The 19,550-nt window shown below is 33.8% G+C and carries 19 protein-coding genes and 3 pseudogenes; 2 read left to right on the forward strand and 20 right to left on the reverse strand.

Features of this window, described 5'->3' with window-relative positions; genetic code table 11:
• Positions 1-155 precede the first annotated feature (155 nt).
• From CLLU_RS00470 to CLLU_RS00515, 10 genes are all read right to left on the reverse strand, one after another.
• On the reverse strand, positions 156-449 hold the full coding sequence (locus CLLU_RS00470; RefSeq protein ID WP_106007609.1) for a YerC/YecD family TrpR-related protein: 294 nt from the start codon (positions 447-449) through the stop codon (positions 156-158).
• A gap of 332 nt (positions 450-781) precedes the next feature.
• Positions 782-1,498, reverse strand: coding sequence for a pseudouridine synthase (locus CLLU_RS00475; RefSeq protein ID WP_106007610.1), 717 nt, complete (start codon positions 1,496-1,498; stop codon positions 782-784).
• A gap of 164 nt (positions 1,499-1,662) precedes the next feature.
• Positions 1,663-2,334, reverse strand: coding sequence for a lytic transglycosylase domain-containing protein (locus CLLU_RS00480; protein WP_106007611.1), 672 nt, complete (start codon positions 2,332-2,334; stop codon positions 1,663-1,665).
• A gap of 69 nt (positions 2,335-2,403) precedes the next feature.
• On the reverse strand, positions 2,404-4,407 hold the full coding sequence (locus tag CLLU_RS00485) for a triple tyrosine motif-containing protein (RefSeq protein WP_106007612.1): 2,004 nt from the start codon (positions 4,405-4,407) through the stop codon (positions 2,404-2,406).
• Positions 4,408-4,551: 144 nt separating this feature from the next.
• Positions 4,552-4,986, reverse strand: a complete 435-nt coding sequence (locus CLLU_RS00490) for a YaiI/YqxD family protein (RefSeq protein ID WP_106007673.1) — start codon at positions 4,984-4,986, stop codon at positions 4,552-4,554.
• A gap of 19 nt (positions 4,987-5,005) precedes the next feature.
• Positions 5,006-5,236 (reverse strand): hypothetical protein, encoded by a 231-nt coding sequence (locus CLLU_RS00495; RefSeq protein WP_106007613.1) that lies wholly within the window; start codon positions 5,234-5,236, stop codon positions 5,006-5,008.
• Between the two features lie 169 nt (positions 5,237-5,405).
• Complete coding sequence (locus CLLU_RS00500) at positions 5,406-6,761, reverse strand: glucose-6-phosphate isomerase (protein WP_106007674.1); 1,356 nt, start codon at positions 6,759-6,761, stop codon at positions 5,406-5,408.
• 235 nt (positions 6,762-6,996) lie between these two features.
• Positions 6,997-7,884, reverse strand: coding sequence for a DMT family transporter (locus tag CLLU_RS00505; protein ID WP_106007614.1), 888 nt, complete (start codon positions 7,882-7,884; stop codon positions 6,997-6,999).
• A gap of 423 nt (positions 7,885-8,307) precedes the next feature.
• Positions 8,308-8,502: a hypothetical protein gene (locus tag CLLU_RS00510; RefSeq protein ID WP_106007615.1), complete on the reverse strand. Its 195-nt coding sequence runs from the start codon at positions 8,500-8,502 to the stop codon at positions 8,308-8,310.
• Between the two features lie 655 nt (positions 8,503-9,157).
• Positions 9,158-9,811 carry a flavodoxin family protein gene (locus CLLU_RS00515; protein ID WP_106007616.1) on the reverse strand — a complete coding sequence of 218 codons (654 nt, stop codon included), beginning with the start codon at positions 9,809-9,811 and terminating at the stop codon, positions 9,158-9,160.
• A 121-nt stretch (positions 9,812-9,932) separates the two neighbouring features.
• On the opposite strand from CLLU_RS00515, the gene CLLU_RS00520 reads away from it, so the two are divergent.
• Positions 9,933-10,274, forward strand: coding sequence for a winged helix-turn-helix transcriptional regulator (locus tag CLLU_RS00520; RefSeq protein ID WP_106007617.1), 342 nt, complete (start codon positions 9,933-9,935; stop codon positions 10,272-10,274).
• 160 nt (positions 10,275-10,434) lie between these two features.
• Here the strand turns inward: CLLU_RS00520 and CLLU_RS18650 are convergent, their stop codons facing one another.
• From CLLU_RS18650 to CLLU_RS00535, 4 genes and pseudogenes are all read right to left on the reverse strand, one after another.
• Positions 10,435-10,584: a hypothetical protein gene (locus CLLU_RS18650; RefSeq protein WP_158255865.1), complete on the reverse strand. Its 150-nt coding sequence runs from the start codon at positions 10,582-10,584 to the stop codon at positions 10,435-10,437.
• 25 nt (positions 10,585-10,609) lie between these two features.
• Positions 10,610-11,392 carry a GH25 family lysozyme gene (locus tag CLLU_RS00525; protein ID WP_106007618.1) on the reverse strand — a complete coding sequence of 261 codons (783 nt, stop codon included), beginning with the start codon at positions 11,390-11,392 and terminating at the stop codon, positions 10,610-10,612.
• 71 nt (positions 11,393-11,463) lie between these two features.
• Positions 11,464-11,715 (reverse strand): annotated as a pseudogene (locus tag CLLU_RS00530) (DapH/DapD/GlmU-related protein); the annotation flags it as partial.
• A 114-nt stretch (positions 11,716-11,829) separates the two neighbouring features.
• Positions 11,830-12,375: a flavodoxin family protein gene (locus CLLU_RS00535; RefSeq protein ID WP_106007619.1), complete on the reverse strand. Its 546-nt coding sequence runs from the start codon at positions 12,373-12,375 to the stop codon at positions 11,830-11,832.
• 69 nt (positions 12,376-12,444) lie between these two features.
• Here CLLU_RS00535 and CLLU_RS00540 point away from each other — a divergent pair.
• Positions 12,445-12,699 (forward strand): annotated as a pseudogene (locus CLLU_RS00540) (winged helix-turn-helix transcriptional regulator); the annotation flags it as partial.
• A 384-nt stretch (positions 12,700-13,083) separates the two neighbouring features.
• On the opposite strand, the pseudogene CLLU_RS19495 reads toward CLLU_RS00540, so the two are convergent.
• The 6 genes and pseudogenes from CLLU_RS19495 to groES form a co-directional block, all read right to left on the reverse strand.
• Positions 13,084-13,149 (reverse strand): annotated as a pseudogene (locus tag CLLU_RS19495) (XkdX family protein); the annotation flags it as partial.
• A 296-nt stretch (positions 13,150-13,445) separates the two neighbouring features.
• Positions 13,446-13,868: a phage integrase SAM-like domain-containing protein gene (locus CLLU_RS00545; RefSeq protein WP_158255866.1), complete on the reverse strand. Its 423-nt coding sequence runs from the start codon at positions 13,866-13,868 to the stop codon at positions 13,446-13,448.
• Between the two features lie 109 nt (positions 13,869-13,977).
• The gene (gene guaA / locus CLLU_RS00550; RefSeq protein WP_106007622.1) at positions 13,978-15,510 is read right to left on the reverse strand and encodes a glutamine-hydrolyzing GMP synthase; all 1,533 of its coding nucleotides are present in this window, start codon (positions 15,508-15,510) and stop codon (positions 13,978-13,980) included.
• A gap of 107 nt (positions 15,511-15,617) precedes the next feature.
• Positions 15,618-17,075, reverse strand: a complete 1,458-nt coding sequence (gene guaB, locus CLLU_RS00555; protein WP_106007623.1) for an IMP dehydrogenase — start codon at positions 17,073-17,075, stop codon at positions 15,618-15,620.
• A gap of 271 nt (positions 17,076-17,346) precedes the next feature.
• Complete coding sequence (gene groL / locus CLLU_RS00560) at positions 17,347-18,984, reverse strand: chaperonin GroEL (protein WP_106007624.1); 1,638 nt, start codon at positions 18,982-18,984, stop codon at positions 17,347-17,349.
• A 55-nt stretch (positions 18,985-19,039) separates the two neighbouring features.
• Positions 19,040-19,324 (reverse strand): co-chaperone GroES, encoded by a 285-nt coding sequence (gene groES / locus CLLU_RS00565; protein WP_106007625.1) that lies wholly within the window; start codon positions 19,322-19,324, stop codon positions 19,040-19,042.
• Between the last annotated feature and the right edge of the window lie 226 nt (positions 19,325-19,550).

A 19,550-nucleotide genomic window follows, 5' to 3' on the forward strand; every position in this document is an offset into this window, starting at 1 on the left:
CATTGTAAATATCAAGTGATTTTCAAATTCAAGTTTAGCTGCATCTGCTTTATGTCTAATATTATAACATTTTAGCAATACTTTAATCATAATAAACATAAAAAATGTGCTGACATCCATCAACACACTTAAATTTTACTTATACTAAAAATGTTTTATTTCAACCTTTCCAATACTATCTTGTATCCATCACTTCCATAATTAAGACACCTGTTTACCCTGCTTATAGTAGCGGTACTAGCTCCTGTTGCAGCTGCAATATCCAAATATGTCTTTTTATTGCTCAGCATTTTGGCCACTTGAAGCCTTTGTTCCAAGGATTTTATCTCATTTATGGTACATATATCATCAAAAAATCTATAACATTCTTCTTTAGTCTTCAAACTCAGTACCGCTTCGCACAGATAATCCATTTCTTTACTTTCTAATTTGGATTTATAATCTCCCATGAACGCCACTCCTTATTCATGTATGTTTGACAAAACAACTTTTATTTAATTTTATCACGTATTAAAACATTAATCCATAAAACTGTAAATATTTTTGTAATATAACATTATTTATCCAATCTCAGTATACGCAAAAATGCAATTACAAAATAAAAACAGTCCATTGGGGCATGGACTGTTTGCTCATAAATAAAAAGGGGGCTATCATTCCTTTTATTTATCCTTGCACATTCATTATAGTAAAATTAAAATAAAATATCAAGTAAAACATGAATTATTTCTATAAATACTTACATAAAATTTTTATATATCTGCATTAAAATACTTCATATTTAAATTTTTTTTATTTTTTCAATTTCTTCTTTAGACAATTCTCTATATTTTCCTTCATCCAGACTATCCTCCAATTTTATGGGTCCAAATTGTATCCTTCTCAAATAAACCACATTTTTTCCCAGCGAGTTGAACATCCTCTTGATCTGGTGGAATTTGCCTTCTTGTATGATCACTTTCACCCTTGAACCATCACTGCCGGACTCCATAATATGGAGCAGTGCAGGCATGCATTTATATCCATCCTTTAATACTATTCCATTTTTAAATCTGTTAACATCGTATTCATCCAAGGATTTATCTATCTCTGCATAATATACCTTATCCACATGATTTTTAGGCGATATCAGCCTGTGATTCAATTCTCCATCATTGGTAATTATAAGCAGCCCCCTGGTATCTTTATCCAGCCTCCCTACAGGAAAAGGCTTAAATGCCTGATACTCAGGTTCCAGAATATCTATAACCGTTTCATCAAAATTGTCGAAAGTTGCAGATACAACCCCTTCCGGCTTATTCATCAAAATATATATATTTTTTCTATATTCTATATTATCTCCTGCAACTTCTATCTTACAATTGGCGGGATCTATTTTCAATGAATTGTCTCTGGCTAACATTCCATTTACTTTGACAACCCCACTTTTTATAAGCGATTTTACTTCCTTCCTGGTCCCATACCCTAAATTGGCCAATACTTTATCCAATCTATCCACTCTGTTACCTCCCTCTTCACCAACATTATATTATTCCAATATTCAAGGTAAAAAATACCGGAAAAATATTTTTTAAAAATTAATACAATTAAATAAATTGCTGCAGAACATTTTTACCAATATTCTGCAGCATCCTATATTCTATCATCTGGTTTACTTTTCTACTATCCATAATATTGCATAACCTTCTGCACATAATTCCTGGTTTCATAAGGCAGTTTGGAAATATCCGAAACACTGTCCACACCTCTGCTCTTCAAAGTCCCGGGTCCTGCATTGTATGCTGCCAGAGCCAATTCTCTAGAGTTTCCGTACATATTCAGCATATTTCTCAAATATTCCGTACCGGCATCTACATTCTGATCTATATCGTAGGGATCTGTTACTCCCAGGCTGCTGGCCGTTCCAGGCATAAGCTGCATAAGTCCCTCAGCTCCTGCAGAAGACCTGGCTTCCGGATTAAAACCGGATTCCTGTTTTATAACAGCCATTATTAGATCTTTATCAACTCCATATTTTCTGGAAGCTTTTTCTACCGCTTCATCAATATTTGAATTTCCACTTTGCACATCGCTTTTCACACTATTGTAAATAGTATTCAGCCTTTGCCCGCCTCCATATCCAAGCTTGCTTAAATCTTCGTCTCCCAAAGATAACTTGGATATATCTATATTGCCGCTGCTGTCAGAAAGTGCTTTTGTCAAGCTTTCCATAACAAGCTGGAAAGAGTCCCCATCTTGAAAAGCCTGTTTAAATATTTCAGTCATCATTTGGAACTGAAGAACTTTTTGAAGACTTTTATCCTGATCCGAAGAACTTATATTATTTACACTCATTTTCTCACCTGCTTAAAAAATATACTATATTTTTTTATCGTTTTAAATTTTATCGACTTTAGTTTACTACTATTCAGCTCTAAATGAAAGTATATCGTAATCTTCATAGGCTGCTTTACTGTACTGGCTTTTACAGAGAACCAGTATTTTGTACTCACTTTTATTAAATGGAATGAAAGTATAATAATTCTTCCTGCTGTAGCCCTGAACTAAATTCCAGTCTCCTTTTTCCAAAATATAGAACTCATAAACTACATCCTTCCCCCCTTCACTATGAACCGTAAATGTAACCGGCACACTGCAGTTAAATTTCAAATTGTCACAGGTTATTCTTGTATTTGTCACAGGAAGTGCTTCGTTTACTTCTACACATACCTTTCTTTTACAATCAAATTCCCTTTTGCTTTTAATATTTTTTGCAAAAATATCCACCTTGTATGTTCCGCTGTACTTTGGTACAAAAGCATATATCTTTTGAGGCACAAAATCTGTTTCTTCCACTTTATGGCCATTTATATTGAGTACATATTTTATAACAACATTCCTGGTGTTCTGAGTTATAGAATTTATTACGATCTCGTCTCCCACCAAAAAATGCTCTCTTGCAGGATACAATAGATAATCAATTACTGCAGGGATATAATCAAGAACCTCCAGGCTTATTATTGAATGACAGTCATATTCCCTATCAGAATACCTGTCCCTGACCCTGGTCTCCAACTCATACCTACCACTTTCATCAGGAATGAATTCCACAAGATTATCACTGCTGTAATCAATATTTTTAAATTGAATTCCATCTTTTCTTATTAAAAAGCCATATTTAAGATCAACTCCACCCGAAGCATTTACTTTAGCCTTAACAGTTTCACCTTTTAATATAGATTTATCCTTGTTTAAAATCACACCTTCAATATTAACCGGTTCTCTGCTCTTTTCATCTATAATATAATCCAAATATTCTATAGCTTCATAATTTCCATGAAAAGATTTATCCTTTACCATTAAAATAAGTTTATACTTACCCGGCTGCCTGCTTTCCCAAACATAACTGTCACAGGTAGTATATCCTGAATCCTCGCTGCAGTCTCCTTCAATCACATATCTGTACAAGACTTCTCTTCCACCTATAATCTCTGCTTTTAAAGTGATCTTGACACCGCACAGCTGAGGATAATTCATATCTGTAGTGAAATTTTTTATATAAATTTTATCATATTTTTTTACTTTAAAGTTCAAAACCGCTCTGTCATCAAATTCACTCATGGAATATATATCTTTGGCAAGACATAGAAGTCTGTATTCGCCGCTCTTTTTTTCGACATAACCTGCTATCCTCTTTGTGGAGTAATCCTGGACACATTGTGCTGCTCCCTCTGAATCTATCTTAAAAAACTTATAAAGTACAGTTCTGCCATCATCATGATCCGAATTTACTTGAAAAATCAACTCAGAGTCCTCCAGAAGATCAGAGGTCAGACATCTAAAATCAGTTATGACTACACTTTTCAGGGGATGTACCTGAAATTCCACACTTTGAAAATCATCAAAATCATTTTGTGAATCAATATTTTTACACTCCACTAATATTTCACCTTTTCCCTGACTCTTAACCACCCAGGAGAGTGTATTGTCAGCAGAATAATCTTTTATCATCTCCCACTCATCTTCTATTCTTATCCAATACCTGAACAAAAGTGGAAATTTATTAGTCTCTACTGTTACATGAAGCTTGTCCCCTAATTCTAATTCATTATTATCTATATAAATACCGCTTATCAGCTTCTCCTCTGATTTTCCTATTATATAATCCATTTTGGATATATAATCAAAACTTTTGTTACCGTCTATTTTTTTAGCCTGTACCATCAATATGTATTTACCATCTTTTTCAGGGATCCACTCCACTTTTTCTTCGCCTGTAAAATCCTTCAAGGTGTCCCATATTCCATTACATCCCACCATATACTTGTAAATAAGTTCCTGTTTCAAGTTATTATCTACATTTATAACAACCTTTGACTTTTTGGCCTGTGGACTTTTTAAACTACAATTTATAGTCAATTCATTCATCTAAATCATCCCCTATGTGAAATAATTCCTTAAATTAGATTTCCCTAACTTATATTATACTATAATTCCATATTTTGTAATAGTATTTTTATATATTTTGTTCATCACAATTTGGAAATAGATTCAGATAATAAAAACTAAATATCAATGACATGCAATCAACTTGAGCAAATTTTTTTCAAGCCTGCAATCGTCTTGTTTAGTCCGTTTCTTAGCATTAGAAGTTCTTCCACCGGATCTTCTCACTTTAGAAGATATATGTCTCTCAAAAAGAAGCTTATCTATATTATCATTGCTGTATATATATCCTTTGGGACTTATGGCATACGCATTTTTGCCAAGAGCCATAGCTGCAACTCCATAATCCTGGCTGACTACTATGTCTCCACTTTCAGTCTTATTTATAAGTGCCATATCCACACTTTGAAACCCACTGTCCACATACTCCACGACACTGTAGTCAGAATTCAAAATATGATTTAAATCACAGTACATTCTCACCTGTATATTGTTTTCCTGGGCTATATTTTCTATTATATCCTTTCCCGGACAAGCATCTGCATCCACAAGTATCTTCATATTTGTCATTCTGCCTCCTTTATTTTTTCTGTTTTTTACTGTCTTTCAACTTATCTTTGTTACTTTTTAAAAAATTAACTTTCAGCAAAACCGTAAGCCCAGCAAGGGCCAGTGCACACAAAATAGAAATAGCCAAAATTTTCACTACCGCCAAAGGATTTAGACTTGAAGTATTCACGTAATTTATCATACAGAACAAAATCATGTATATTATTAAGGATTTAATAAACACCTTCTTTGTATTCTTCATAAAAATTTCCTCCTATCAGACAAAAGCCTCATTATATTTATCATTATAGCCCAGGGCATAAATAACTGTCAATGCACACAACATGGCAATGGCCATCGTTTTCTTCAATAATTGAATGCAATAAAATATGCCTGCTCTACAACAATTAAGCCAGGCAGGCAAAACTAAATCATGAATTAAGTCTCTTTTCCAATTCCATCTTTTTATCTTCATAGCCGGGTTTGCCAAGGAGGGCAAACATATTTTTCTTATACGCCTCAACTCCAGGCTGATTGAAGGGGTTTATCTCCATCAGATACCCGCTGATTCCGCAAGCTCTCTCGAAAAAATATACCATATATCCAAAATAGTAAGCTGTCAATTCAGGTATATTTAAAATCGCCACAGGTACATTTCCGTCACTGTGAGCCAGAACAGTTCCTCTAAATGCCTGATGATTTACAAAATCCATGGATTTTCCATCCAAAAAGTTGAGTCCATCAAGATTTCCTTCATCTCTTTCTATGAACATCTCTTTCCTGGGTCTCTCCACATTTATAAAAGTCTCAAAAATTATTCTGAGTCCCTGCTGTATATATTGACCCATGGAATGCAGATCCGTTGAGAAATCCACTGAAGCAGGAAATATCCCCTTATTTTCCTTGCCCTGACTCTCTGCAAAGAGCTGCTTCCACCATTCACCAAAGTAATGAAGACAGGGTTCAAAATTCACTATCATTTCAATGGTCTTATCTTTTTTATACAATATGCTTCTAGCTGCTGCATATTGATATGAAAAATTTTCTCTCAAATCCCGAACTCTATATTCTCTCCAGGCATCCGCGGCTCCTTTCATCAACTCATCTATATCTATACCCGCTGCTGCTATAGGCAAAAGCCCCACTGCCGTAAGTACGGAATATCTGCCGCCTACATCGTCCGGTATGGTGAAGGTTTCGTAGCCCTCCTCATCCGCTGTTTTTTTCAGGGCACCTTTTTCCCTGTCTGTAGTCACATATATTCTCTCTTTAGCTCCTTCTCTGCCATACTTTTGTTCCATAATTTTTTTAAACATCCTGAAAGCAACAGCAGGTTCAATAGTCGTACCGGATTTCGAAATTACGTTTATAGATAGATCCACTTTTTCTAAAAGATGGAGCAAATCGTGCATATAAGTGGAGCTCATGTTGTTGCCTGCATAAAATACGGCTAAATTTTCCCTTCTATTTTCCGGCAGTACATTGTTGAAATTATGTGAAAGCATTTCTATAGCTGCCCTAGCTCCAAGGTATGATCCTCCTATCCCTATCACCAGTAATGCACTGGAATTCTTCCTGATCTTTTCTGCCGCAGTTTTTATTCTTTGAAATTCATCTTTATCATAGTTTACCGGCAAATCCACCCACCCCAGCGCATCACTTCCTCTTCCCGTCTTGTTTTCCAGCATGTCATGCGCAATTGATATGTCGGGCTGCATATCAATTATTTCCCTTTCTTCTATATAAGGTACTATTTTGCTCAAATCCAATTTTATGCCTTTATTTATCACAGCCAATTTCCACCTCCAGCATTTATAACTTTTTATTAATATAATAGTATACTGCTATTATTAAATCTACCTTAAAAAATACTCATTTATAATTTACCCAATATTTTTGCATCTATTATACATTCTATAAGGAAAAATACAGCTTGTCACGCCAATTGGAAAAATATTCACAAAAACTAACAAAGACTTATTAAAAATATCTTCGCAATGAGGAGGAATATTGCACTATTGCTTACCTGATTGGCATAGAGTGCAGTTTGTCAATTTTAGATAAAATTACTGCAATAAAAATGATTATACACCCAATAATCATTTTTTTCGTGAATACTTCTCCCATTAAGAGTACGGATAAAAAACATCCAAAAACCGACTCCAACGATAATATTATTGAAGCACGGGTATCAGATGTATATTTCTGTGCTGCGTTTTGTACCAGGAATGCAATAGCAGTGTTGAATATTATGAGGTATAATATTCCATATATTCCCTTAATGTCCGGAACATGCATAGGAGGTTCAAATATCAACGCACTTATCAATGTAAATATTCCTGCGGATAATAACTGCACTGTGGTTAAATTTATAGGATTTATGTTTCTTCTGGCGTAGATTCCAATCAAAATTATCTGAAAAGAATATACAACTGTAAAAAGCAGTGTCAGACTATCGCCAAAACCTATGGATATATTTTGCTGCAGACTCAAAAAGCCTATGCCTATCAAAGTTAGAAATCCCGCCAATATTGCATAGATATTAGGTATCTTTCTGATTACCAGCCAGGAAGCAAAAGGCACCATTGCAGCATAGGAAGCAGTTAAAAATGATTGTTTCCCAGGTGTAGTATATTTAAGTCCAACAGTTTGAAAGGTCTGTCCTACATACAAGATCAGACCCAGTATAATCCCAGCTATAAAACTTTGCCTGTCTATTTTTATTACCTTTTTAAAAAATATAATATATAAAATAATTCCCGAGCATAAAAACCTAAATGACAGCAAATAAAATGGAGTAATGCTTGACAAGGCTACTTTAGCAGCTATAAAACCTCCACCCCATATCAGGGCAACTAATAAAAGTGAAATATCTGCAATTAATGATTCTTTCCCGCCTGTATTTTTCACCTATATACACTCCTTGTATAATGTAGATCATAACATTCAATAAAAAACTATCTTGAATTCTTATGAATATTACAACTAACTAAAATGCTACACTTATTATACAATATTTTATTTTACAGTAGAAAAATATTTGGGCTTTTACCTTTCAAATTTCTCAGTCTGACAACTCATTTGTTCCTTGTAATACATCGCTGCCGCTATGTTATCAATCTTGCTTTATGATAAAATTAATTTAGGTAATTTGATGAATTTCTAGAAATATTTATAAAAGTAATAAAAAATACCATAAAAGAGTGTATTTTTTGCTCCAATTATAATATAATAATAAGGTATGTAGGTGAGCGATTACAGAGAAATTGTAAATTCACAAAATCATGTTATACGAGAAAAACCTATATATAAACAAGTAACTTCTCCCAAAAGTTACTTGTTGTTTTCTTTTTGTGGTTTATTTATCTCAACTTCAAAATCTTCCAAAATCTTATCTTTTGAAATATTGGTCTTGCTTCCCAAAAACATCTTAAGTTTGTCTTGATTATAGCAGAAAACCGAAATGATACATAAACTCAATACCTCGGTAATTGAAAGCACTATAATGCACAAAAAGAAAAAGTTCATTCACATTACCCCCTTCCATTGTGCCAACCTTTTATCCCTGTAATCACTCATACAGTAATGACAGAAGGGAGTAATTCTATATAACATGAATCATTACTATTAAATACATTATAGCATAATAATGGTAATATTTTAAAGATTATAAATTTATGTATTTTTTATATTTATATGAACAAATTGAAAATAATAGATAAGGAAAGAGCTCCTAGCCTATAGGAACTCTTATGGGTTAAAATGAGGTAATCGTTTAAATGTTAATTTTTGGGAAGAAACTTTCACTGGCACACTTTTATTTTACCACTATAACAGAAAAAAGCAATAGTTTAAAATATTGAGAATAATTTAGTATTTTAAATAATTTTTATTGATATCAACATAGAAAAATAACTACTAAGTTAGCTCTTTATTTAGATTAAAAGAACACAACTTAAGATATGGTTAGAATATGTTATACCATGATATGTATATTAAACAATAAAAAGTTTTTTAGAAATAAGGGAAGGGGCTCCTAAACAAACAGGAACCCTTTTGAGATTAAAAGTTTTAGATAATTACTCTTTTTCTTATATAATAGCATATATTCGCAAAAAGTCAATATCTAAAAATAATATGTGTTTCTCAGAAGTTTATACCCTTAAATATTCAAACCAATATATTAGATATTAGCTTGTTCTGCAAATCTTACTCCCATATCAAAAGCAGCTTTACAATCTTTAGGGAATTGTTCCTTCCTTACCTTAGCTTTTTTATTTTCATCAAATAGTGAGACATCATACTTCGAATAGTCATCAAATTGATATGTGTCATTAACAGCTAATGATTCACATCTGCCAAAAATTCTTTCCATATCCTCTTCCATGAATCTAAGATTTTCCCTATATTTAAATTTTTTCATTTGTTCATTAGTTATGTTCATAGTATAAATAAAACCAGTTGATATTTTTCTTCCAAAAATACTAGAATGGTTTTTATCGTATCTTAGATATGGAAATATAAGTCTTTCTAAAAATGATTTCATAACTCCCGTAATTCCTTGAAGATAAATTGGCGAACCAAGAATAATTGCATCGGCTTTTTCAGCTTTTTGAAGAACAGGTATCAAATCGTCATTAAACCCACACCTGCCATAATTTATCCCATTTTTTATTTTACAGGCAAAACAACTTACACAGCCTTTGTAATTTAATTCATAAAGATGTATAAGTTCTGTTTCGGCACCTCTTGAAGCTGCTCCCTCAAGTGCTTTATTAAGAAGGGTAGCAGTATTCTTATTTTTCCTTGGACTTCCGTTAATAGCAATTACTTTCATAAACTTTACCTCCATTATATACTTGATTTTATACTAAAAATTATATATGATTATAAGAAAATAGGTAAGTATGCACTTACTTGTTATATACTAACCTAAAAGTAAGTATAGGAGATATTATATGAAAAGCTTTGATTGTAAATATGGTAATTGTCCATTATATTATACTATATCCGTTGTTGGTGGAAAATGGAAGTGGATACTATTATGGAAATTATATGAATTCGGAGTAGTGAGATATAACAAATTAAAAACCGAATTAGAACCTATTGCGCACAAAACATTAAGCAGACAATTAAAAGAATTAGAAAAATACGACTTAATTCATAGAGAACAATATAATCAAATTCCTCCAAAAGTTGAATATTCATTAACAGAAGAAGGAAAAACATTAGTACCCATACTTAAACTCATGCATAAATGGGGCAAAGATCATGTAAATAAACAGATACATAACCCCTAGAGCAGTTTTCTACTCCAGGGATTAGAATTATTTAGCTGTCTGTACTGCTTGCATTGACTGAACTGGTGTAGTAGTCATATTTTACATAGTTCCCACAATATTCTGAATATAAGCAATCTTTTTCTTCAATGTAATAGCTTTTACTGCATCTGTATACTTTTTAACCTCTTTGCAGATCATCCTCAACCTTCTGCAGTATATCTTCCGTGTCTATTCCTTTTTTCTTCAAGCAAGGTAGGAGAATCATCGCAGTAGCTCCAACTTCTACAGTTATACCTATAATTGTAAATAATATACTCAAAGCTGACATCTTATATTACATCCCAATTAATTTTTTATTTGGCTTTTCCGTTTATTATAGAAAATAATTCTGGATAAACTAATCCAGTTTTTTCAATATCTACATAATAATCTATATTCAAGTTGTATTGTAGAGCTTCAATCTGCTCTTTCAATTTATCTACGCTGGGACTAGGTGGTGTGGATCCTCCCGCTCCTGTCAAAATATCTTTCACAAACAAATCCAAATCTACATTTCCATCTACCCCCGGCACAAAGCCGCTTGCTGAATACTGCCAGGAAGTATTCGCATAGGGATAGCTACTTACTCCATATTCAGCTATCCACGGCCTGATATTAGGGTCTATATTCCACTTTAAATAGTTCTCATAGAGCCATTTATTTGTATAAACTCCGATCTCCTTGACGGTTCTGGACATAAATAATGAAACAAACTGATTGACAAAATTTATAGCCGTCTGTTTATCCCATTTCCAGCTATAACCTTCTGGCGATTGTTCTATATCCAGCCAATGGATAGTATCAAACACCATTCCGGATATATATCCAATAAAAGCATTTACTTCAGAACTAACATCCTGATGTCCTGCAAAATGATAAACTCCAAATAAAATTTCCAGTTGTTTACATATATTCTGTATGAAATCATCCATCTTTTTTATTAAATTTTTAATTTCAGTTCTGTTTTCAGTTTCATTCTGCTCAAGCCTATCCAGCCTGTCAGAATGATTATTCAACCTTTTATCATGTAAATCTAGCTTTTCTTTTATTTGCTCATGTTTCTCCTCACATAATTCAGCATCATAATTTTCACGCATGGAGAACCTCCTGTTTTTAAGTATTAAAAATGAGCTTCAGATTTCTCTGAAACTCTTAAACATATGTAAGATTAAATATTTTCGATAACCCTACATGGATTTCCTGCTGCAATTACATCATCTGGTATATCTTTAGTTACCACACTACCTGCCCCTATAGTTACGTTGTCTCCAATTTTTACTCCCGGGCATATTATTGCTCCACCACCAATCCAAACATTATTTCCTATAATAATTGGTTTCGCAAATTCTTTACCAGTAACTCTTTCGGTAGGATCAATCGGGTGAGCAGCTGTATAAATTTGAACATTTGGTGCTAGCATTTTTTCTTTTTCACTTTTCATAATATTTTCCTTCTCCTGTTCATTAGAATCCTATCTTTTATTAAAATACTAACATTTAATTCTAATATTGCATTATATTATTAATCTAAAGTCCTACAGACTTAATCCCAATTTTTTTGCTTTTTCTAATGCATCAGTATTTTTGATATCGCCTTTATCAATTACACCAGGAACAATCAACTCTCCTACATCATTCCAACCTCTATTAATAGCGATAAGTTCATAGGATTTAACAATTCCATCAAATTTTTTCTCATCCTTTTCCTCACCACACACTAATAGCATACACTCTTTTATTTTCAAAGGCTTTTTTCCTATAATAAAAGAATATAATTTATCAATAGCAGCCTTTATTGTTGTAGGAAACGTGTACCAATAAAGTGGCGTTGCAAATACAATTAAATCAGCTTTTTCCAATAAGATTGCCAGTTCGTTAAAATCATCTTGAAATGAGCAGGCCACATATTTGCTAAAGTAAGCATTACAAACTTTACATCCCTTTATATGTTTAACCGCAGTTTCATATTTAGTTACTTTATATCCTGATTTAATAGCCCCTTCTATAAAGGAGCCTGCCATTAAATCGCTGTTTCCTCCCTTTCTGGGGCTTCCTGTTAAAACCAAAATATTCTTTTTCATAATTACCTCTCTAATTTTTATATTTTAATTTCCATTGAATTTAAATAAATTATATAATACAATAGATAAAAAATGATTATTCTATATTGGCTTGCCGAATACAAACCAGTAATTCGATATAATGAATTAAAAAGATGCATTGGTACAATTTCACACAAAACTCTAAGCATCAACTTAAAAGAACTGGAATCAGATAAGTTGATTGTACGAACTGAATGTCCCCAGATTCCTCCAAAAGTTGAATATTCCTTATCCGAAAGGGGTAAATCTCTAATTCCTGTCCTTAATACAATGTGTGAATGGGATAGGAAAAATAGAATATAATTTTACTTTTATAATCTATAATATTACTATATTTTTACTTAAAGAAATAACAATAAAAAGAATCCCGGACTTCTCCAAAACTTATTTAACAACTAAACTACGCCTTTTTTTACGTTTTAATATAGTATTCTTTGCCCTTGATTTCGCAATACCTGCAGAGCAATTTGGGTTTTCGCATATAAATAAAGCCTCTTTATCGTTATTATGCGTTGGATTAATTCTTATTAGTGGTTTACCACAATATTTACACCTTGGCAAAATAAGTCACTCTCCTTTTTATGGATAATTCTACACGAAAAGGAGAATTCCTCTATATATTTACAAAAAGTATTAAATTTAGGCAAAATAAAAAAGCTATTTCTAGCCCATATTTTGCCATATATTCTATGCTGTATAGTCCTGCCCAGTAATTGTCTTATATTCATCTGCTGTTACAATATTCTTTTGAACTGCCTACTTCACCATATCCAAAAACGCCCAGCTATTTTTATATCACATGCTCCAAAAAAATAAAATATTTACTCATTTTATATCATCCTAACTAATACCTTAATATTATTCATATGCAAACCAATTAACTGTATCTGCACCAACATGGACTGGTAAATGAAAATTACCAAAATTTACATAACAATAATTTCTATAACCTGTCTCTTAACTCCAAAACACGAACACCTGTACCTAATAGAAATTTACAAATAACCCAGCTTCTAAATTCTGCAAATCTATTCGTAGTTTGCTTGCCTTTAAGATCTCTTTAATAATATTAATAACTCTTTATCTGTATAAATGTCTTTATACACTTCTTGACGTTTTACATAGCTATAAGGGAATCTTTCAATATATCCTAATTGCATTCCATATGTTAACATTGGTGTTAGCTTTCTTATATAACTGTTAACTGTAATATCCTTTACTTTTCTTTCATGTTTCAGATATAATTTAAAATCTTCAAACATATTAATATTAATTTCTTTACAATAAAGTTCATCATTTTTTTCAAATTTAAGAAAGTATTTCAATACATTTTTATATCCTCTAATTGTATATTCACTTATCCCATTAGCTTCACATTTTTTAAAATATATTACACACAAGCCTTTAAATAATAATTTCTCTTTCTTAACAATTCCAATTGAATAGCCTGTTTTTCTACCCTTTTTTACCATTTTAAATCCTCCCATGAACAAAAAACAAAGTAGTGTACAATAATCAACTTTTTTGTTGAAAATCATACACTACTTTAAATTTACAGATGGCTGAAACCCTTGATTTGACTCATTCCCACTCGATGGTAGAAGGTGGTTTGCTGGTTATATCGTACACAATTCTGTTTACACCCTTGACTTCATTTACTATCCTTCTGGATACCTTATCCAGTACAGGATAAGGTATCTTGGCCCAGTCCGAAGTCATGGCATCCGTGGAAATAACGGCTCTAAGGGCAACAGTGTAGCAGTAGGTTCTCTCATCGCCCATTACCCCTACAGAACGTATATTGGGAAGACAGGCAAAATACTGCCATATGGATTCATCCAGCCCTGCATCAGCTATTTCCTCCCTGAATATTGCATCTGCCTCTCTGGTTATTTCAAGCTTTTCCTCAGTGATATCACCCAGAACCCTTATTGCGAGGCCAGGTCCCGGAAAAGGCTGCCTCCATACCAGTTTATGAGGTATTCCCAATTGTTCTCCTACAGCTCTCACTTCATCTTTAAACAATTCTCTCAGCGGCTCTATAAGTTTAAAATCCATATTTTCCGGAAGTCCACCTACATTATGGTGACTTTTTATGGTATCAGAAGTACCAAGACCGCTTTCCACCACATCCGGATATATGGTTCCCTGAACTAAAAATCCTATTTTTCCAAGTTTTTTAGCTTCTTCTTCAAATACCCTTATAAATTCCTCTCCTATTGTCTTTCTCTTTTTTTCAGGATCGGATATTCCCTTAAGCTTTCCCAAAAATCTGTCTGCAGCATTCACTCTAACAAAATTCATGTCAAACTGTTTTTTAAATACATGTTCCACCTGATTTCCTTCATTTTTTCGAAGGAGTCCATGGTCTACAAAAATACAGGTAAGATTTTTTCCCACAGCTTTATGTACAAGAACTGCCGCCACGGAAGAATCCACTCCTCCGGACATAGCACATATTACTTTTTGGTTTCCAACCTTTTCTCTGATAAGTTTTACTTTTTCCTCTACAAAAGAGGACATAGACCAGTCTGCTTTTAAATTGCAGATTTTAATCAAAAAATTTGTAATCATTTTTTTGCCAAAAGGAGTGTGCTGAACTTCAGGATGAAACTGAACTCCGTATATCTTTCTGTAATCATCGCCTACAGCTGCTACCGGACATTCGTCGGTAACAGCCAGAATTTTAAACCCCTCCGGTGCACGGGACACCACATCCGTATGGCTCATCCAACAGCTCTGAGATCTATCTATTCCGCTGAACAAAACGCTGTCATTATTCAACGTGACATTTGCTTTTCCATACTCTCTGACTACGGCACTCTTAACTTCTCCACCCAGATTGGCACATATGAATTGATGCCCATAACATATGCCCAAAATAGGAATCCCCAATTTAAAAATCTTCTCACTTATCTTGGGGGCATTTTCCCCATATACGCTTTTAGGACCACCGGTAAATATTATGCCAGCAGGATTTTTTTCTATTATTTTATCCAAAGGACAAGTATATGGAACTATTTCACAATATACATTGTTTTCCCTGACCCTTCTTGCTATAAGCTGATTATACTGCCCTCCAAAATCAATTACAATAACCGTCTGCCTATCCATTGATTTCCTCCTAATCACTTAAATAATTGAAGCAATTACCCTGATGTCAAGATCTAATTACATCACTCAAAAAAATCCATCTGTATATGAAAAATAATCTGGTCTTACTATTCCTGTCTCACACTGTAGTTAGGAGCTTCTCTTGTCATAGATATATCATGAGGATGGCTTTCTCTAAGTCCTGCTGAAGATTGAATCACAAAATTGGCTTTTTCATACAGATCCTTCAATGTAGGTGCCCCCAGATAGCCCATTCCTGAACGTATTCCTCCCAGAAGCTGAAATATTGTGTCTGCTACAGGTCCCTTGTAAGGTACTCTGCCTTCCACTCCCTCAGGAACTAATTTTTTATTTCCCTCCTGAAAATACCTGTCTTTGCTTCCACAAGCCATGGCAGCAAGTGAACCCATTCCCCTATAGACTTTATAGCTTCTTCCTTTATATATTTCAGTTTCACCTGGAGCTTCATCGCAGCCTGCAAACATAGAACCCATCATAGCAACTTTTGCACCTGCAGCCAATGCCTTTACTATGTCTCCTGAATACTTTATCCCTCCATCTGCAATAATAGGAATATCAAATTTATCTGCTTCCTCCACACAATCCATTATTGCTGTAAGCTGTGGCACTCCTACTCCCGATACAACTCTTGTAGTACATATGGAACCCGGTCCGATACCTACTTTCACAGAATCCGCCCCAGCTTTTATCAAATCTCTTACGGCTTCAGCTGTTGCAATATTTCCTGCAATAATCTGCAATTCCGGATACTTTGATTTTATCGTTTTAACTGCATCCAAAACTCCTTTTGAATGGCCATGAGCCGTATCCACAGTTATAATATCTACTCCCATTTTTACCAGTGCATCTACTCTCTCCATCATATCCACAGTAACTCCTACTGCTGCACCACACAAAAGTCTTCCCTTGGAATCCTTGGCACTATTGGGGAATCTCTTTACCTTTTCTATATCTTTTATGGTTATAAGACCTCTTAAATTGTTATTTTCGTCCACCAAAGGCAGCTTTTCTATTTTATGTGTTTTCAATATTTTCTTGGCTTCTTCAATTGTTGTATCTTCAGGAGCCGTTATAAGTCCTTTACTAGTCATAGCCTGGGAAATTTTTCTCTCATAATTTGTCTCAAAAACTATGTCCCTGTTTGTAATTATACCCACCAGTTTTCCATCCGTAGTTATTGGGATTCCAGATATTCTGTATTTGCTCATAAGTGCAAGGGCATCATTGATACTGTTGTCCGGTGAAAGATAAAATGGATCCGTAATCACTCCATTTTCCTGTCTTTTTACCTTGTCTACTTCTATAGACTGCTGTTCTATGGACATATTTTTATGTATTATCCCAATGCCCCCTTCTCTTGCCATGGCAATGGCCATTTTGGAATCAGTGACAGTATCCATGCTAGCGCTCATAAGAGGTATATTCAATTTGATTTTTCTTGTAAGATTAGTTTCCAGCGACACTTCCCTAGGTAAAACTTCAGACTTATTTGGTACTAAAAGCACATCATCAAAAGTATAGGCTTTTTTTAAAATCTTTGCCAATTAAATCACTCCTAAAATTATAATATATTGATAATCTTCCTTAAAATACAATTAATAAAAAGCCCTACTAAATCCATTTACGATGAAATTAATATGGCCCCATTGTGATAATTCCACTCATACTTATTAACTATTTACACCATTTTATTCAATTTATCTGTTTTTGTCAATGTGAATTTATGTTATTTTAGATCACTGGATAAAATTTCATATGTAAAATAACCCCATATCTAACGATACGGGGTTATTGAAATCTATGTGCTCTCTCTAATTAGTACATTCCTTCCATTCCGCCGCCCATTCCAGGTGCGCCTGCTCCTGGAGCTGGAGTGTTCTTTTCTGGAATATCAGCTACTGCTGCTTCTGTAGTCAAGAATGTAGCTGCTACAGATGCTGCATTTTGAAGTGCCGATCTTGTAACTTTGGTTGGATCAACTATGCCGCTGTCTACCATATTTACATATTCATCCTTCAATACATTGTATCCAATTCCAACCTGGCTGTTCTTAACTTTCTCAATTATTACAGAACCCTCAACACCTGCATTGGCTGCTATCTGTCTGATAGGTTCCTCCAGAGCTTTTCTAACTATATCTATACCAACTTTTATATCCGGTGTATCTGAAGTCAATTTTTCAACTTCTGGAATTGCATTGATATAAGCTGTTCCACCACCAGGACCCATGCCTTCTTCAACACCTGCTTTAGTAGCTGCCAGAGCATCTTCTATCCTCAATTTCTTCTCTTTTAATTCAGTTTCAGTTGCTGCTCCAACTTTTATTACAGCTACTCCACCTGCAAGTTTTGCAAGTCTTTCCTGTAATTTTTCCTTGTCAAAGTCGGAAGTAGTTTCTTCTATCTGTACTTTGATCTGGGATACTCTGTCTTTAATAGCCTGTTTATCTCCTTTTCCATTTACTATGGTTGTATTCTCTTTGTCTATTTTCACAGACTCAGCTCTTCCCAAATCCTCCAATGTAACTTCCTTTAAATCTCTTCCCAATTCTTCTGATATTACCTTGCCGCCGGTAAGTATTGATATATCCTGGAGCATTTCTTTTCTTCTGTCTCCAAAACCAGGTGCTTTTACTGCAACGCAGGTGAATGTTCCCTTCAACTTGTTTACAATCAAAGTTGCAAGAGCTTCTCCCTCTACATCTTCAGCTATTATGAGCAATTTCTTTCCCTGTTGAACTATTTTCTCAAGCAATGGAAGTAAATCTTGAATATTTGATATCTTTTTATCTGTTATCAAAATATATGGATCTTCCAATGTTGCTTCCATCTTTTCTGTATCAGTAACCATATATGGGCTTAAATAACCTCTGTCAAACTGCATACCTTCAACTACATCCAGTTCAGTTCCCATAGTTTTTGATTCCTCGACAGTTATAACGCCTTCATTTCCCACTTTTTCCATAGCATCAGCTATCAATTTACCAATTTCCTCGTCAGAAGCTGATATAGATGCAATTCTTGCTATATCATCTTTTCCCTTTACAGTTGTTGAAATCTTTTTTATTTCCTCTACAGCTTTATCCACAGCTATTCTTATACCCTGTCTTATAAGCATTGGATTTGCTCCAGCTGTAACATTTTTCAATCCTTCTCTTATTATAGCCTGAGCAAGTAAAGTTGCAGTAGTAGTTCCGTCTCCTGCCACATCATTGGTCTTTGTAGCAACTTCCTTTACAAGCTGAGCTCCCATATTTTCATAAGGATCCTCTAATTCTATTTCCTTTGCTATGGTAACACCATCATTGGTAATTAGAGGTGAACCAAATTTTTTGTCAAGTATTACATTTCTTCCTTTAGGTCCGAGGGTAATTTTTACTGTATTTGCTAATTTATTTACGCCCTCTTGCATTTTTGTTCTTGCATCTTCACTGAATAAAATACTTTTTGCCATAAAAAAACCTCCTCACAACTATGCGTTATAATAAATACTTTTTAAATTATTTTTTTTACTCAATTACGGCCAATATGTCATCCTGTCTCAAGATAGTATATTCCGTACCATCTATTTTTACTTCATTCCCAGCATATTTGGAAAACAATACCTTTTCTCCTACCTTGACTTCTACCTTTACTTCCTTTCCATCAACCACTCCACCAGGACCTACTGCTACAACTTCGGCTTCCTGTGGTTTTTCCTTAGCAGTACCTGGTAAAACGATACCACTCTTTGTGGTCTCCTCTGCCTCAATTTTTTTAATTACAACTCTGTCTCCAAGTGGTCTAATTTTCATCTAAACCCCTCCTTAAAATACTTTAGATTTATTTTAATTTAATTTTTAGCTTTTCTTGTTAGCACTCATTAATTCTGAGTGCTAATACAATTATTATAATAATGAATACCATTTATATTATCAAATTTAAATTTAGTATATATTATACTATTTTTTATAAAAAAACCGTAATTTGCTTTAATTAAATAGATATTTCAGCTTATTTCTATTAATTTCACAAATATAC

Origin of the sequence: Clostridium luticellarii, from assembly GCF_002995845.1 — a bacterium.
Taxonomy (GTDB): Bacteria; Bacillota; Clostridia; order Clostridiales; family Clostridiaceae; genus Clostridium_B; species Clostridium_B luticellarii.

Excerpts from the sequence above, each read along its gene's own strand:
- guaA (WP_106007622.1), bottom strand. The coding sequence starts at position 15,510 with ATGGATAGGCAGACGGTTATTGTAATTGATTTTGGAGGGCAGTATAAT.
- CLLU_RS00485 (WP_106007612.1), bottom strand. The coding sequence starts at position 4,407 with ATGAATGAATTGACTATAAATTGTAGTTTAAAAAGTCCACAGGCCAAA.
- groL (WP_106007624.1), bottom strand. The coding sequence starts at position 18,984 with ATGGCAAAAAGTATTTTATTCAGTGAAGATGCAAGAACAAAAATGCAA.
- CLLU_RS00490 (WP_106007673.1), bottom strand. The coding sequence starts at position 4,986 with ATGAAGATACTTGTGGATGCAGATGCTTGTCCGGGAAAGGATATAATA.
- CLLU_RS00515 (WP_106007616.1), bottom strand. The coding sequence starts at position 9,811 with ATGAAAGTAATTGCTATTAACGGAAGTCCAAGGAAAAATAAGAATACT.
- CLLU_RS18650 (WP_158255865.1), bottom strand. The coding sequence starts at position 10,584 with ATGTCAGCTTTGAGTATATTATTTACAATTATAGGTATAACTGTAGAA.
- CLLU_RS00525 (WP_106007618.1), bottom strand. The coding sequence starts at position 11,392 with ATGCGTGAAAATTATGATGCTGAATTATGTGAGGAGAAACATGAGCAA.
- CLLU_RS00470 (WP_106007609.1), bottom strand. The coding sequence starts at position 449 with ATGGGAGATTATAAATCCAAATTAGAAAGTAAAGAAATGGATTATCTG.
- groES (WP_106007625.1), bottom strand. The coding sequence starts at position 19,324 with ATGAAAATTAGACCACTTGGAGACAGAGTTGTAATTAAAAAAATTGAG.
- CLLU_RS00545 (WP_158255866.1), bottom strand. The coding sequence starts at position 13,868 with ATGGTAAAAAAGGGTAGAAAAACAGGCTATTCAATTGGAATTGTTAAG.
- CLLU_RS00510 (WP_106007615.1), bottom strand. The coding sequence starts at position 8,502 with ATGAACTTTTTCTTTTTGTGCATTATAGTGCTTTCAATTACCGAGGTA.
- CLLU_RS00535 (WP_106007619.1), bottom strand. The coding sequence starts at position 12,375 with ATGAAAAAGAATATTTTGGTTTTAACAGGAAGCCCCAGAAAGGGAGGA.
- CLLU_RS00480 (WP_106007611.1), bottom strand. The coding sequence starts at position 2,334 with ATGAGTGTAAATAATATAAGTTCTTCGGATCAGGATAAAAGTCTTCAA.
- CLLU_RS00495 (WP_106007613.1), bottom strand. The coding sequence starts at position 5,236 with ATGAAGAATACAAAGAAGGTGTTTATTAAATCCTTAATAATATACATG.
- CLLU_RS00520 (WP_106007617.1), top strand. The coding sequence starts at position 9,933 with ATGAAAAGCTTTGATTGTAAATATGGTAATTGTCCATTATATTATACT.